General features: G+C 61.5%; 14 protein-coding genes. 13 read left to right on the top strand and 1 reads right to left on the bottom strand.

The window, feature by feature from the left end:
• The first annotated feature begins 36 nt into the window (after positions 1-36).
• The 12 genes from AC0L3O_RS23015 to AC0L3O_RS22960 all read left to right on the top strand — a co-directional run bounded on the left by AC0L3O_RS23015 (position 37) and on the right by AC0L3O_RS22960 (position 13,557).
• Positions 37-1,203, top strand: coding sequence for an FAD-dependent monooxygenase (locus AC0L3O_RS23015; RefSeq protein ID WP_473616698.1), 1,167 nt, complete (start codon positions 37-39; stop codon positions 1,201-1,203).
• 225 nt (positions 1,204-1,428) lie between these two features.
• Positions 1,429-3,945 carry a heavy metal translocating P-type ATPase gene (locus tag AC0L3O_RS23010; protein WP_473616697.1) on the top strand — a complete coding sequence of 839 codons (2,517 nt, stop codon included), beginning with the start codon at positions 1,429-1,431 and terminating at the stop codon, positions 3,943-3,945.
• 9 nt (positions 3,946-3,954) lie between these two features.
• Positions 3,955-4,353, top strand: coding sequence for a Cu(I)-responsive transcriptional regulator (gene cueR / locus AC0L3O_RS23005; protein WP_027151849.1), 399 nt, complete (start codon positions 3,955-3,957; stop codon positions 4,351-4,353).
• On the top strand, positions 4,350-4,910 hold the full coding sequence (locus AC0L3O_RS23000; protein ID WP_473616695.1) for a cytochrome c: 561 nt from the start codon (positions 4,350-4,352) through the stop codon (positions 4,908-4,910). The genes cueR and AC0L3O_RS23000 overlap by 4 nt, the downstream gene beginning before the upstream one ends.
• A gap of 66 nt (positions 4,911-4,976) precedes the next feature.
• Complete coding sequence (locus tag AC0L3O_RS22995; protein ID WP_027151847.1) at positions 4,977-6,980, top strand: multicopper oxidase domain-containing protein; 2,004 nt, start codon at positions 4,977-4,979, stop codon at positions 6,978-6,980.
• A 26-nt stretch (positions 6,981-7,006) separates the two neighbouring features.
• On the top strand, positions 7,007-7,444 hold the full coding sequence (locus AC0L3O_RS22990; protein ID WP_473616693.1) for a YqaA family protein: 438 nt from the start codon (positions 7,007-7,009) through the stop codon (positions 7,442-7,444).
• A 165-nt stretch (positions 7,445-7,609) separates the two neighbouring features.
• Positions 7,610-7,981, top strand: coding sequence for a hypothetical protein (locus AC0L3O_RS22985; RefSeq protein WP_287064505.1), 372 nt, complete (start codon positions 7,610-7,612; stop codon positions 7,979-7,981).
• 311 nt (positions 7,982-8,292) lie between these two features.
• Positions 8,293-9,750 carry a TolC family protein gene (locus AC0L3O_RS22980; protein ID WP_473616691.1) on the top strand — a complete coding sequence of 486 codons (1,458 nt, stop codon included), beginning with the start codon at positions 8,293-8,295 and terminating at the stop codon, positions 9,748-9,750.
• A gap of 17 nt (positions 9,751-9,767) precedes the next feature.
• Positions 9,768-11,126, top strand: a complete 1,359-nt coding sequence (locus tag AC0L3O_RS22975; RefSeq protein WP_473616690.1) for a multicopper oxidase family protein — start codon at positions 9,768-9,770, stop codon at positions 11,124-11,126.
• Between the two features lie 42 nt (positions 11,127-11,168).
• On the top strand, positions 11,169-11,657 hold the full coding sequence (locus AC0L3O_RS22970) for a cupredoxin domain-containing protein (RefSeq protein WP_473616689.1): 489 nt from the start codon (positions 11,169-11,171) through the stop codon (positions 11,655-11,657).
• A gap of 26 nt (positions 11,658-11,683) precedes the next feature.
• Positions 11,684-11,968 carry a copper-binding protein gene (locus AC0L3O_RS22965; protein WP_287064508.1) on the top strand — a complete coding sequence of 95 codons (285 nt, stop codon included), beginning with the start codon at positions 11,684-11,686 and terminating at the stop codon, positions 11,966-11,968.
• A 188-nt stretch (positions 11,969-12,156) separates the two neighbouring features.
• Positions 12,157-13,557, top strand: coding sequence for an adenylate/guanylate cyclase domain-containing protein (locus tag AC0L3O_RS22960; protein ID WP_473616687.1), 1,401 nt, complete (start codon positions 12,157-12,159; stop codon positions 13,555-13,557).
• Positions 13,558-13,610: 53 nt separating this feature from the next.
• On the opposite strand, the gene AC0L3O_RS22955 is transcribed toward AC0L3O_RS22960, so the two are convergent.
• Positions 13,611-13,979, bottom strand: coding sequence for a hypothetical protein (locus AC0L3O_RS22955; protein ID WP_027151838.1), 369 nt, complete (start codon positions 13,977-13,979; stop codon positions 13,611-13,613).
• A gap of 246 nt (positions 13,980-14,225) precedes the next feature.
• Here AC0L3O_RS22955 and AC0L3O_RS22950 point away from each other — a divergent pair, with 246 nt between their 5' ends.
• A complete protein-coding gene (locus AC0L3O_RS22950) occupies positions 14,226-14,537 on the top strand; it encodes a hypothetical protein (RefSeq protein ID WP_473616686.1) in 312 nt (103 codons plus the stop codon).
• The last annotated feature ends 70 nt before the right edge of the window (positions 14,538-14,607 follow it).

Genomic DNA, 14,607 nt, shown 5'->3' with positions numbered 1-14,607 from the left:
TTTTGCCGCGTGGCAACGGCGAAAGGGAGCGTGAACATGCGCGCAGTCATCATTGGTGCAGGCATCGCCGGACTTGCAGTTGCCAAGGGCCTGCGCCTCCTCGGATGGGAGACCGAGATTTACGAGCAGGCGAGCGAGCTGAAACCACTCGGTGCGGGTCTCAGTCTCAGCGCCAATGCGCATCGTGCCCTTCGTACGCTCGGCCTATATGAAGCGGTTGTGACCGTGGCGCAGCCAATACACAGACTCGACCTTCTCGACGACAAGGGACAAGTTCTCCAATCCACGGATTTTCAGCGCTTCAGTCAGCAATATGGTCACCTCAGCATGGCCGTGCTGCACCGTGGCGATCTCCACAAGGCCCTTCTTTCGGAACTACCGCGTTCTGTCATCCGCACCGACATGGAATGCGTGGATGCACGGCAGGTTGGTGAGAATATTGCCCTGCGCTTCGCAAATGGGGAGATTGTGGAAAGCGAGCTGGTGCTCGCTTGCGATGGCATTCACTCCGCGGTTCGTAGGGCGCTGTTTCCGCAGTCGCGCGAGCATTTCGCCCGCTACACCTGCTGGCGCGCCATCGCGCCCGGTTTCCCGCAAGGAATGGACCCGACGCGTCTTACCGAAAGCTGGGGGGCCGGAAAACGCATCGGCCTGGCCGCGATCCCCGGCGAAAGGGTCTACTGGTTTGCTTGCTGCGGCGCGAATCACCGGGACAACCCCAAGCTGGCTCAGGCCGATCTTGCAGAAGTGCAGGCGATGTTTTCCGGATTTCACGAGCCAGTCCCGGAGGTCCTTGATCGGACACCGGCGGACTCGCTGATCTGGACGGATATACTCGATCTCGATCCAATGCCCTCGTTTACGCACGGAAGGGCGGTTTTGCTTGGCGACGCCGCGCATGCGGTGACGCCCGATCTCGGACAAGGAGCCGGACTTGCGATCGAAGACGCGGCCGTTCTTGCAGCGTTGTTCGGGCGGCTTCCGACCGACCGCGCCATCCGCGAGTATGACAAGCGCCGTCTCAGCAGGGCACATAGGGTCGCGGCTGAATCGCGCCTCTATGCGAAAGTGGCGCAGTGGCAGAACCCGCTTGTCGTCCCGCTACGCAACTTGCTGGTAAAGAGCATACCGGAGCGTTTCATGGACCGGCAGCTCGAGGCGGTTCTCGATATAGATTTCGAGCCTGTCAGGAACGCCGCCTAGCGCCGGCAATTAAACGCACACCTATCCAATTTTCTTGTCGGCGGCATAGTGGCCAAGGCCCTGGCGGCGAGTGAAGGGGCGCCCATCTCATGCTGCGGCAACCCCCAGGGGAGGCGCTGGCCATATCGCAGCGGAAGATAAGAGATCATTTTGCAGAAAGCCTCTTGACCTTCCAGTAACTGGAAACCGTAGGTGGAAGAGGAGTTGCCCATTTAGGAGTGCCCCATGACCGACCGTCACGATGACGCCACCCACACCGACGCATCGCATGGCTCGTGCTGTTCCTCGCACGCGCCGGCCGCTGCCTCAATCGTCGTCACTCGCGATCCAGTGTGCGGCATGACAGTCGATCCAGCGGCGGGAAAGCCGTCAGCGACCTTGGGCGGCCACAGCTATCATTTCTGTTCGGAAGGCTGCCGGACCAAGTTCCAGAAGGAGCCAGAAGCCTTTCTGAATGCGACCGATCCGGTTTGCGGGATGAAAGTCGAGCGCGCCACGGCGAAGCATTTCGTGCGGCATGAGGGCAAGGGTTTTTACTTCTGCTCCGCCGGGTGCAAAGCCAAGTTCGAGGCCGATCCTCAGAAATATCTGAGCGGCCAGCCAGCACCGGAGCCGATGCCGAAGGGCACGCAATATACTTGCCCGATGCATCCCGAGATTGTCCGCGACAAGCCCGGCTCCTGCCCGATCTGCGGCATGGCGTTGGAGCCGATGGGTGTGCCGACCGGCGACGAAGGTCCCAATCCGGAGCTGGTCGATTTCACCCGCCGCTTTTGGGTAAGTGCCGTCCTGTCGATCCCGCTGCTTCTGATCACCATGGGACCGATGCTCGGCCTGCCGTTCCGCGACTGGCTGGGCGAGCAGCCGGCAGCCTGGATCGAGTTGGCGCTGGCGACGCCGGTGGTGCTCTGGGCGGCGATCCCCTTCTTCCATCGCGGCTGGGAGTCGATCGTCAACCGCAGTCCGAACATGTGGACGCTGATCTCGATCGGCGTCGGCACCGCCTATGTCTACAGCGTCGTGGCGACGTTGTTCCCGGATATCTTCCCGCACCAGTTTCGCGGCCACGGTGGCACGGTTCCGGTCTATTTCGAGGCAGCCGCAGTAATCGTCGCGCTGGTCTTTCTCGGCCAGGTGCTGGAACTGAAGGCAAGGGAGCGCACTGGCTCCGCCATCCGCGCACTGCTCGACCTGGCGCCGAAGACGGCACGGCGGATCGGGGCGGACGGTTCTGAGACGGATGTGCCGCTCGAGGAAGTGCAGGCCGGCGAGCGGCTCCGCGTGCGGCCCGGCGACAGTGTGCCGGTCGACGGCACGGTGCTCGAAGGCCGCTCCTCGGTCGACGAATCGATGCTGAGCGGCGAACCTGTCCCCGTCGAGAAGACGCAAGGCGACTTTGTGACCGGCGGCACGCTCAACAAGAACGGAACGCTGGTCATGCGCGCCGAAAAGGTCGGCGCCGATACGATGCTGTCGCGCATCGTCGAAATGGTTGCCAAGGCGCAGCGCAGCAGAGCGCCCATCCAGGGACTTGCCGACCGCGTCTCCTATTACTTCGTGCCTACTGTCGTTCTGGTCGCCATCGTCGCCTTCATCGTCTGGGCCATCTATGGGCCTCAGCCGAGCATGGTCTTCGCCATCGTTTCGGCCGTCTCGGTGCTGATCATCGCCTGTCCCTGCGCGCTTGGGTTGGCGACGCCAATGTCGATTATGACCGCCACGGGACGCGGCGCGCAGGCTGGCGTGCTGATCAAGGAGGCCGAAGCGCTGGAGCGCTTCTCCAAGGTCGACACGCTGATCGTCGACAAGACCGGCACGCTGACCGAGGGCAAGCCCAAGTTGACCGACGTCGTCGGGTTCGATGGCTTTGACGAGGCCGAACTTCTCGGCCTTGCCGCCAGCCTCGAGAAGGGTTCGGAGCACCCGCTTGCCGAGGCGATCGTCGATGGCGCGCGGGAGCGCGGCGCGACCGTCGAAGACGCAGCGGATTTCGAGGCCGTCACGGGCAAGGGCGTCACGGGAACGGTCAAGGGCCGCGCCGTTTCGCTCGGCAATCAGGCGCTGATGGACGATCTGGGCATCGGCCTGGAGGTGGCGAAGGAGCGTGCCGACGCGCTGCGGTCCGACGGCAAGACGGTGATGTTCGTCGCGGCCGACGGCAGGCTTGCCGGTTTCGTCGCCGTGGCCGATTCGATTAAGGCGACGACGGTGGAAGCGATCCGCGCCCTGCATGACAGCGGACTCAGGATCATCATGGCGACGGGCGACAACGAGCGCACAGCGAAAGCGGTGGCGGCGAAGCTCGGCATCGACGAGGTGCGCGCCGATATGCTGCCGGAGAGCAAGAAGGCGCTGATCGACGAACTGCATGCGAAGGGCGCGGGCGTCGCGATGGCCGGCGACGGCGTCAACGACGCACCGGCGCTGGCGGCGGCCGATGTCGGCATCGCCATAGGAACCGGCGCCGACGTGGCGGTCGAGAGCGCCGGCATCACGCTGGTCAAGGGCGACCTCAACGGCATCGTCCGGGCGCGGCGGCTGTCGCAGGCGACGATCCGTAACATCAAGCAGAACCTGTTCTTCGCCTTCGTCTACAACGCACTCGGCGTGCCGGTAGCGGCGGGCATCCTCTACCCGATCTTCGGCACGCTGCTGTCACCGATGATCGCGGCAGCGGCAATGAGCCTTTCGTCAGTTTCCGTGATCGGAAACGCGCTGCGACTTCGTTCCTTGAAGCTTTGAGGTCAGACCATGAACATAGGAACTGCTGCAGAACAGTCCGGCCTGCCGCCAAAGACCATCCGATACTACGAAGACATCGGTCTTCTCAGGCCTGATCGCGCCGACAACGGGTACAGGGACTATTCGATGGCCGACGTGCATCGCCTGCGCTTCCTGCAGCGATCACGCAGCCTAGGCTTCTCGGTCGAGGAATGCCGCCAGCTCCTTTCGCTCTACGGCGACAAGGAGCGCGAAAGCGCGGATGTGAAGGCCATAGCGGAAGCCAAGCTCGCCGAAATCGACCGGAAACTTGCGGAACTCGCCGGGCTGCGGGACATGCTTCGGCATCTGGCCGACCATTGCAACGGCGATGACCGACCTGATTGCCCGATCATCGACGGGCTTGCTGGACACGGCACGGTTCAGTGAGGCGCGTCCCCATCATTGCAGCAGTCCTTGTCATCGCCGGGATCGCCGCCGGGACGGCGCCCCCGAAGACAGCCGTCGCCCCAGTCGTCGCCGAGCGCCAAGCGTCGATGAAGGCGATGGCGAGCGCCGCCAAGACCATCTCCGAAATTTTTGCCGGCAAGGTGGCCTACGATGCCGCAGCCTTCAAGGCGGCAACCGAAACCATTCGCCGCCGGTCCGGAAGTGCCATGGTAGACGCATTTCCAGCGGACTCGCTTGGTGAACCCTCGGCCGCTAAGGCGGATATCGGTCAGTCCCAAGAAGAATTCGCCGCGCTCGCTCGCCATCTCGAAAGCCTGGCTGCGGCGCTGTCAGATGCGGCTGACGATGCGCCCGAAGGCATTACGGAAGCCATGAGGATGAAACCCGGAATGGCAATGGGCAGCAGCCTGCTCGGAAAACGGGCTGGCGGCGCGGCCGATTCCGATCCTTCGAAGATCCCAGCCGAACACGTATTCCATCTGATGCTGCAGAACTGCACGAACTGCCACGCCAAGTTCAGGGAGAAACGGCAGTAGGCAAGGCATCGACTTCACCCGATGCCGGACTAGGTGACATTGACGACAATCGACAGGAATCCTGCAATGTTCGTACAGCCCGTCGACTACTTCCTCGCAGTCTGGTTCGTTCTGGCGGGCCTGAGCACGGCCTATGTTGCGTGGGACCAGTTCCGCAACAACCCCGAACCCGTGGTGATGAAATGGGGTTTCATCCTGGTCACGCTTTATATGGGGCCGCTGGGGCTGCTGATCTACGTGCTGGCCGACAAGGAGCCTCGGCCAGGCGAACATGAGGCGTTCACCAAACCGCTCTGGAAGCAAGGCGTCGGCTCGACGATCCACTGCGTCGCCGGAGACGCCACCGGCATCATCCTTGCTGCGGCAATCACCGCCGCTCTCGGGCTGCCGATGTGGATCGATCTTGTTGTCGAGTACGTTGCCGGTTTCGCATTCGGCCTGTTCATCTTCCAGTCGCTGTTCATGAAATCGATGATGGGCGGCACCTACTGGGAGAATGTCCGCAAGAGCTTCATGCCGGAATTCATCAGCATGAATTTCATGATGGCGGGCATGGCGCCGATCATGAGCTTTCTGATGATGGGCAGCGACATGCGGGCCATGGAACCGACCGAGCTCCTGTTCTGGGGCGTGATGTCGTTCGGCGTGATCGTTGGATTCGTCACCGCATATCCCGCCAACGTATGGATGGTGGCCCGTGGACTGAAGCACGGGCTGATGACCGAACGCGAACCGGAGTTCGACAAGGCAAGGGAAGGCAGGCGCGAGCACGCACATAGCGGCGCGAAAGCCGGGATGGTGGGGCACCACGCTTACGCGCGCCTCGATGAACATGCCAAGCCCAGACATGCCAACCCAGGCGGCAATCCCGGGCCTGGCCATCATGGATCCGGCCATGGCTCCTCCCACGGCGATGGGGGAGGAGGGTCGCGTGGTTCGCATGGCGGTCACGACGGTATGGAACCGGATGCAACTGTGCCGCAACTCGCGGCCTTCGGCGGCGTGTCCGTACTCGCGCTGGCGCTCGGCATGATCGCTCCAGCCAATTGGGTGAACCTCGCCCTCAGCGCGCGAGACGTAGGCGGCGCCATTATGCCGCCCGGCATGATCATGGACCGCGACACGCCGGCTGCAGCGATGCTGGACATGGCCGCCGTGCATCCTCGCCTGATCACGGCCAGCCATGGCTTGGAAGTTCGCGGCGACCGGGAACTGGAAGCCAGGATGGAGAACGGGGTAAAGGTGTTCGACCTGGAAACCTCGGTCATCCGCTGGGCGATCCTGGCGGACGTGAAAGTCGACGCCTATGCGATCAACGGGCAGGTTCCCGGCCCGCGGCTGCATATCCGGCAAGGCGACCGGGTGCGCATCAATGTGACGAATCGCCTGCCGGAGAGTACGACCATCCATTGGCACGGGTTGATCCTGCCGAACGAAATGGACGGCCCGGCCGAGATCACGCAGGAGCCGATCCCGCCCGGCGGCAGCTACCGATACGAATTTACGGCAGGCCAATCGGGAACCTACTTCTATCACTCGCATGACCATGTCGATCGCCAGCAGGCGCTCGGACTCTACGGCGCACTCATCATCGATCCCGCCAATCCCCAGGACGAGATTGCGGCAGACCACGACTATGTTATCCAGCTTCAGGAATGGCTGATGCGGGAGGGCCTGACTTTTCCGTCGATGCCGATGGACGGCGGGCAGCCGAATTATTTCACCATCAACGGCCGCGCCTATCCTTCGACGGACACGATCAGGATGAAGGTCGGCGAAACTCTGAAAGTGCGCTTCATCGGCACCAATAATGGGTTTATCCACCCGATGCACATCCACGGCGGTCCATTCGAAGTTGTCGCCCGCGACGGCGAGACTATCCCGGAGTCGGCACGATTCCTTGCCGACACAGTCAACGTCGGACCAGGGCAACGCTACGATGTCGTCTGGCAGGCACGTCGGCCCGGAAAATGGCTGATTCATTGCCATATCGGGCATCATACGACCAACAACAATGTCGAAGAGAAGGGCGGTGGCGGACTGATGGTCGTAATCGATGTGCAACCCTGAAGCCCGCTCCGCAAGGCGAAACGTAGATGGATATCCTTGCCATCTACGGCGGCCTGTTTGCTATTGCCTTCGCTGCGGCGACCATCCTCCCGGCGCAGTCGGAGGCCGCCCTTGCAGGGCTCCTCGCCATGAATTCCTTCTCGCCCGCAATGCTGGTTCTTGTCGCCAGCCTGGGCAACGTCCTGGGTTCTGTGGTGAACTGGGGTCTTGGTCGAGGGATCGAACGCTTCCGAGACAGGCCTTGGTTTCCGCTGCGTCCCGCGACGCTCAACCGCGCCACGAACTGGTATCACCGCTATGGAAGATGGTCGCTCTTGTTAAGCTGGATGCCGATCGTCGGTGACCCACTGACCGTGGTCGCTGGGGCTTTGCGCGAGCCGCTATGGAGCTTCGTCGCGATCGTCGCCCTGGCGAAGGTTTCGCGTTATCTGGTTGTCGCCGGAACGGTGCTGAGTCTGAAGTGAAATCGAAATGCAGACGCGTCGCAGCAGGCAGTGGCGTTCACTTTTGGTTGCGTTGCAACAAACCTTACGCACGCGAACTTGACAAATCAGACGAACAATTGTCCCAAGGGCACGATGACGAAAGTTGGTCGAATCTCGATCTTGGGAAACATACCGCTCCGAGCAATGCTGGCGGTCGTATTCCTGGTCATGTCGGCTCTTCAGCCTGGTCTGTTTGCCACAGCCAACGCCACGGGTTTTCACGCTGGGACGGATCTTCAAGCCGGGATGCATCTCCAAGACGAGACGTCTGCACACGACATGGGCCATCACGGCGCCACGGCGGACGACGCGGATACGTCGGACCATCATCACGACGGCGCCAAGCAATCCTCCGACAAGAGCTGTGAAGTCCATTGCGCGCCGGCAAATGCGGTGCCGGTCGACTGCCCTGACTTGGAGCATGTTGTCTCCCGCTGCTTTGCGCCCGGCGTTGACGTCACCTTACCGCTTGGCGAATACACTGCGCTCATAAGGCCCCCCAAACATCTGAACTGACGCGCCCTTTCGGGGTGTTCGCGCAGCGTCGGGAATCCGTTCCCGCGCGGCCAAACGCATACGTCAAGCTTCAGGTCTACAATGAAAATCGCAAGCTCCGCGATGCTCGCATCGCTGCTAGTTGCCGGATGTTCTGCAACCACGCCGCCGGACATCCTTCCCGCCTTCAATCCGGCCGATCACGCAATGGGCGTCCGTGATGCACATTACCACCCGGTCGTCGTCGACTATCGCCACCGGGAGCCAGTGGATCCACAGAATTGGCGGCGTCTCAATGAAGAACGCTCCTCTGCGAACCCGGGAGCCGGATTATGAAACGCCGGCCCCTGACCATAGCTGCGATGGTAACCATCCCGCTGATCGCTGCCGGATGCACGACAAGCGGGGCCCTTGAGGGCATCTCAGCCCCCATGGCTGGTTTCACGACAGTCGCGGCACGTGCCGAATCCGTGACCGGCAAGAAAACCGTCTGGGTGCAATCCAGCGAGGAAGCGCGGACGGTTTCAGAGCGCGTGAAAAGCCTCGTCCAGAAGAAAACAATCGGTCCAGACACCGCGGTGCAGGTCGCCTTGCTCAACAACAAGGGCCTGCAGGCCGCCTACGCCGAGATCGGCCTGTCGGCGGCCGACATGTGGCAGGAATCGATGCTCGTCAATCCGACGATCTCGATCGGCATGATCGGCGTCGATCCTGTGCGGACGATTGAAGGAGCGGTCGTCAGCAACATCCTTGCGCTGGCGACTCACAAGCGGCGCATCGCAGTCGCGGATGCACGTTTTCGTCAGGCCCAGCTCCGCGCCGCCGAAGAAACGTTACGACTGGCCGCGGACACGCGGCGGGCCTGGATCAACGCCGTCTCGGCCTGGGAGAGCGTTTCCTATCTGAGCAAGGCGCAAGCCGCCGCCGATGCTGCCTCCGAACTCGCTCAAAAACTTGGAGAGACGGGCGCCTTCACAAAGACCGGCCAAGCCCGCGAACACGTCTTCTATGCCGAGATCACCGGGCAGGCGGCGGAGGCGCGGCTCGCCGCCCGCACCGCCAAGGAAGAGCTCACCCGGCTGATGGGTCTATGGGGACCGGATGTCGATTACTCAGTCCCCAACATGCTTCCAGCCTTGCCCAAAGGCGCCAAGGCCAAACGCGCAATCGAGGCGGAGGCGCTAAGAAATCGCGTCGACCTTGAGATCGCGAAACTAGAGCTGGAAGCGCTGGCGAAATCCTACGGTCTGACCGAGGCGACGCGCTACGTCAGCGATCTGGAGTTACTTTCCGGTGTGGAGGTGGAACGCGAGGAGTCGGAGGAGGGTGCGACGGAAACGAGTGTCTCACCCACTCTCGAGCTCGAGTTCGTCATTCCGATATTTGACACCGGCGAGGCACGCATGCGCAAGGCCGAGCTTGGTTACATGCAAGCCGCAAATCGGATGGCCGAAAAGGCGGTCAACATCCGGTCGGAGGCCAGATCCGCCTATGACGCCTACCGTTCGACTTACGACATTGCCCGGCACTATCGGAACAATGTCGTGCCGCTGCGAACAAAGATCGAGGCGGAGTCGCTCCTCACCTACAACGGCATGATCACCAACACGTTCGAGCTGCTGGCGGACACACGCGCGAAAATCAGCTCGATCATGCTTTCCCTCAACGCCAAGCGCAATTTCTGGCTGGCCGACGTCGACCTCGGGACCGCCATCCACGGTGGCGGCGCAGGCTCGCCCGGCGGCGGCGACGCACCGGCAGCAGCCGAAGCGGGCGCCGAAGGCCACTGAACCTCAAGGAGAAGAAAATGCTTTCAAGACGTCAGTTGCTTGGCGCGGGAGCCCTGCTCGCCGGCGCCACTGCATGGACCAAAACGTCCGCGATGGGGCTGCCCGACGCTGCAATCATGGAGTCCCCCGACATGCAGCCTCCGATCTTCCCAACGAGCGGACCGGACTACCAGCCGGTCGTGACGCTCAACGGCTGGACCCTTCCGCAGCGCATGAACAACGGCGTGAAGGAGTTCCATCTGGTGGCCGAGCCGGTCGAGCGCGAGATGTCGCCCGGCATGACTGCCTATCTCTGGGGCTACAACGGTCAATCTCCCGGCCCGACCATAGAGGCGGTCGAGGGCGATCGAGTCCGCATCTTCGTAACAAACAAACTGCCGGAGCACACGACGATCCATTGGCACGGCATGATCCTGCCCAACGGCATGGACGGAGTGACCGGTCTAACCCAGCCCGGCATCCCGCCCGGCAAGACCTTCGTCTACGAGTTCGACCTCGTGAAGAGCGGCACATTCATGTACCACCCGCACGCCGACGAAATGGTCCAGATGGCCATGGGCATGATGGGCTTCTTCGTCATTCATCCCAAAGACCCGAAGTTCATGCGCGTGGACCGCGATTTCGTATTCCTGCTGAACGCCTTCGACATCGAACCGGGGTCGTACGTCCCGCGCATCATGGAGATGACGGATTTCAATCTCTGGGCATGGAACAGCCGCGTTTTTCCGGGGATCAGCCATCTTCCAGTGGCGAAAAACGACCGGGTCAGGGTCCGGGTGGGCAACCTGACCATGACCAATCATCCGATCCACATGCATGGCTACGATTTCGAGGTGACCTGCACCGATGGCGGCTGGGTCCGGCCGGAGGCGCGGTGGCCGGAGGTGTCGATCGACATCCCCGTCGGCGCCATGCGGGCATATGAGTTCGAAGCCAAATACGAGGGCGACTGGGCGATTCATTGCCATAAGTCGCACCACACAATGAACGCCATGGGCCACGACGTGCCCACGTTTATCGGCGTCGACAACTCGAAGGTCACCGACAAAATCCGCCGGGTCCAGCCCGAATACATGGCCATGGGTGACCGCGGCATGGCCGACATGGGCGAGATGGAGATGCCGCTTCCCGACAACACGATCCCGATGATGACCGGCTGGGGCCAATTCGGCGCCATCGAGATGGGCGGCATGTTCTCGGTGGTGAAGGTTCGCGAGGGTCTCGCCTCGAGCGATTACGCCGATCCGGGCTGGTACCAGCATCCGGAGGGAACCGTGGCTTACGAATGGAAGGGGGATCTCCCCGCTCCGACGAAATCAGGCGACGCAAAAACGATGGCCCCGGCAGCGCACGGCGGTCACGGCAAACAGGGATGAGAACCGAAACCCCTCAACCTCAACCATGAGAGAAAGTGCAGCATGAAACATTTAATCGCAGCGGCCGTTTTGATGGCGGTCAGTTCGGGAACAGCTCTTGCCGGTGGAACGCATGCCGGAGGCCATGGCGACAAGGCCGCCACGATGCCGATCGGCAGCCCTGGCGAGGCTGGCAAGGCAAAGCGGACCATCAACATCTCGATGTCGGAGAAGGACGATGGAAAAATGTTGTTCCAGCCGGCCGTGCTCAAGGTGAAGAAGGGCGAGACCGTTCGCCTGGAATTCGTCAACAAGGGCCAAGTCGACCACGAATTCGTCATGGACGTCCATGACGGGATCATGGAGCACAAGGCGCTGATGGAGAAATTCCCCGAGATGGAGCACGCCGATCCCAATTCGATCCGGCTGGCGCCCGGCGCCAGAGGCGAGATCATCTGGACGTTCGCCAACGCCGGCGAATTCGGCTTCGCCTGCCTGATCCCGGGTCACTACGATTCCGGCATGAAGGGCGATATCACCGTCGCCAACTGACCGCCAAACCGCAAAGGAAGAAAATCATGACACTATTGGTAAAGACACTCTCGACGCTCGCGCTCATGCTCGCCATCGGCGGGAGCGCGCTCGCCCAGGAATACGTGAAGGGCGAAGTCGTCAAGGTTGACGCCAAGCAGAAGAAGCTGACGATCAAGCATGAGCCGCTGACCAATCTCGACATGCCCGCGATGACGATGGTGTTCGTCGTCGCCGAGCAAGGCATGCTTGACAAAGTCAAAACGGGTCAAGCGATCGAGTTCACGGCTGATCGCGTGAACGGGCGCATCACGGTCACGGAAATCAAATAGGCCAGGTGCGTGGATAGCGGGCCGTCGGAAAACGTCGGCCCGCCCTCGCGAGTGGCCGCTAATATCCGATGCCGCACTGTCGACTGCGGCACGATCGTTCCGTCGGGACGATCGATGACCCTTGTGGTCTCGAAACCAAGGACGCGGTCCCGCCGATAGCTTCGCCTAGCGAACCGAGTTGAGCACTGATGACATTCAGCAAAAGCGCTCTTACCGAGATCGATATTCTCATTTCGGAGGTCGAGCAGCGCAATGAGCTGCGCACCGCGCTTTGGCGGTTCGTGGCGTTGTTCGTGTTCGCGCTCTCTGTTGCGCTTGAACCGGATATCGTCAATCACGAGATCCACCTTATTCTGCTGAGCGCCTATGCCGCGATCACCTTTGTAGCTGTAGGCCTGGTGATATCGCAATTGTTCCGCCCATTGCTGAATTGGGTTTATGTTGCAGTAGACGCATCGCTCGTCATTTACTTGACCGCCGAGCACCTCCTTGACCCCGCTTCTTCCTTGGTCGATGCGCTGGCAACACCAAGCCTCGTGATCGCGTTCGTGCTTCTTTCGCACGCGAGCATGCGCATGCGTGCGGGGCCGGTTACCGCCTTTGCACTGATCGTCATTCTCGGCTCCTCGGCAGTTGTCTTGATGCCGGTTTGGGAGGACGACTTTGGGGCGGTCTTTCGCCTCTCTTCGGAAGAAATTCAGGCAGCGGGCGTTCGGCTTGCGGCTTTCACTGTCGTCGCGGCGATCCAGATCGTTCTGGTATTGGACATCCGGCGGCTGGTGCAGGAAGCGGTCGCAAGTTCGAGCGAGCGGGCGAACTTGGCCCGCTTCTTTGCTCCCGAGACGGCTGAGCGCTTGGCAACCGAGGGTGCGAATCTCGGTCTTCGCCGCCAGGAGGCGGCGATACTGTTCGTCGATATCCGAGGCTTCACGAGGCTCTCCGAGACGATGCCGCTGGAGGAGATCGCATCCCTGCTCACCGAATACAGGCGGCGGGTGACGCAGGCCGTATCGGGATGTGATGGGGTCGTGGACAAATTCATCGGCGATGGCGTCATGGCTGTATTCGGCTTTCCTCTGCCGCTCGCCACTGCCGCGCTCCGAGCGTTCGAATGCGCGGTCGAGCTGTCCAACTTTCTCGATGTGTGGAGCGAGATCAGGATGCGCGACGGCGAGGAACCCCTCAGTTTCGCGATCGGCGTTCATTACGGCCACGTGATCGGAGGCGTCATACCTGGAGAACATCACAGCGAATACACCGTTATCGGCGATTCGGTGAATCTCGCCGCCAGGCTTCAGGCGATGTGCAAGCTTATGGACGCCCGCATCGTCATCTCGGACGAACTCGCCTGCAAACTGCCGCGGCATTGGAGGACGCCTGAGTGGCAAACGCTGAGGGCTGCAACCGTTCCGGGCCGATCTGAAACCGTCGACGTCCATCTCCTGCCGATGCAGGCGTTAGGGATACAAAGTTATCAACCACAGGATCCGGATCGGAACGCTTCACGGCCAAACCCAGGCGCCGCGAGCCGTGCGGCCCGTCACAACGGCGATCAGGCCAGGACCTGGTCGGCCACATCAAGGGCATAAGCCGCTGTCGTTAGTTGGAGATCGGACGATCCGGTGACCTCACATCGCGGGTATCAAGACGAGGGGACCGCACAAAATGTCATCCAGAGGCTTTCTTTCCAGTCATCGTGTGCGGAGCGGTTGAGAGGAAGAGCCATGGGATACTTCCGCGCGCCCACACCCACATAGGCGGGATAATTACAGCGAACGCGCGCACGATGCTTTCCGGTGTCTTCATACCTGACAGCGCCACTCACGTCCGTCTCGGCCAAGCCAATAGCGACGTCAAAATCATAGTCGCTATTTTGTGAGACACTATTGCTCAGGACGCTAAGCTGGACCGACGTCGCATCAGGAAAATTGGCAGTGTAGAAGATCAGCTGCTCCGCCGCCATCAAGGGCGTAGCCACCAACACGCCGGCAAAAAATGCAATGGCGCGCATCTCCTCCTCCCGAGGAACGAAGGCGAGAGTATCACCTCTCGCATCGATATTCGAATCGAATCTGTGCTCCCGGTAGTGGGCCGCGCGACGCTGATTGCTTGTACATCATATGCCGTCAGGCCGCGCAGGCGACACGTGTGCACGGTTTCACAAGAAGGTCACAAATCCCGGAAACACTATCGCGCGATGGCTGCCCATGCCAAAGTGTGACTAATGACGAATTCGTTCGGCTTCGGAAGGATACTGTTGCTGCTGGTCGTATTCGGCCTGGCCTTTGCACCTTTGGGAGCTTCGCCTTCGAGTGCTGCTGTCGCCGGGTCGGCTTTGTCGATGCAGGACGACATGCCATGCTGCCCGGACGGCAGGCCAATGGTGCCGGACTGCGGCGAGGATTGCCCGCTGGCCGTTCTGTGCGTGTTGGGGGTGGTCACCGCCCCGCTTCCCGAAACGCTCTCCTTCCTTCTCCCTGCGCCGGTCGGAGACGATTTCCTGAACGGCAGAGACGTGATCCTGCCCTCGCTCGTCGGGGAACCGCCCCCGAGACCTCCCAAAGTCTGACTGGCAAATAGGCGCGTTTAGCGCCGGAACCCGTGCGAACGAATGCTGCGCGGGCCGTTCGCATGGCGTT

This window comes from Mesorhizobium sp. WSM4810, assembly GCF_055811235.1.
The sequence above is the reverse complement of the archived record's forward strand: the minus strand, read 5'-3'. Positions and strand labels throughout refer to the sequence as shown.

Excerpts from the sequence above, each read along its gene's own strand:
- AC0L3O_RS22960 (WP_473616687.1), top strand. The coding sequence starts at position 12,157 with ATGACATTCAGCAAAAGCGCTCTTACCGAGATCGATATTCTCATTTCG.
- AC0L3O_RS22995 (WP_027151847.1), top strand. The coding sequence starts at position 4,977 with ATGTTCGTACAGCCCGTCGACTACTTCCTCGCAGTCTGGTTCGTTCTG.
- AC0L3O_RS22975 (WP_473616690.1), top strand. The coding sequence starts at position 9,768 with ATGCTTTCAAGACGTCAGTTGCTTGGCGCGGGAGCCCTGCTCGCCGGC.
- cueR (WP_027151849.1), top strand. The coding sequence starts at position 3,955 with ATGAACATAGGAACTGCTGCAGAACAGTCCGGCCTGCCGCCAAAGACC.
- AC0L3O_RS22985 (WP_287064505.1), top strand. The coding sequence starts at position 7,610 with ATGCTGGCGGTCGTATTCCTGGTCATGTCGGCTCTTCAGCCTGGTCTG.
- AC0L3O_RS23015 (WP_473616698.1), top strand. The coding sequence starts at position 37 with ATGCGCGCAGTCATCATTGGTGCAGGCATCGCCGGACTTGCAGTTGCC.
- AC0L3O_RS22990 (WP_473616693.1), top strand. The coding sequence starts at position 7,007 with ATGGATATCCTTGCCATCTACGGCGGCCTGTTTGCTATTGCCTTCGCT.
- AC0L3O_RS23010 (WP_473616697.1), top strand. The coding sequence starts at position 1,429 with ATGACCGACCGTCACGATGACGCCACCCACACCGACGCATCGCATGGC.
- AC0L3O_RS22970 (WP_473616689.1), top strand. The coding sequence starts at position 11,169 with ATGAAACATTTAATCGCAGCGGCCGTTTTGATGGCGGTCAGTTCGGGA.
- AC0L3O_RS22955 (WP_027151838.1), bottom strand. The coding sequence starts at position 13,979 with ATGCGCGCCATTGCATTTTTTGCCGGCGTGTTGGTGGCTACGCCCTTG.
- AC0L3O_RS22980 (WP_473616691.1), top strand. The coding sequence starts at position 8,293 with ATGAAACGCCGGCCCCTGACCATAGCTGCGATGGTAACCATCCCGCTG.
- AC0L3O_RS22965 (WP_287064508.1), top strand. The coding sequence starts at position 11,684 with ATGACACTATTGGTAAAGACACTCTCGACGCTCGCGCTCATGCTCGCC.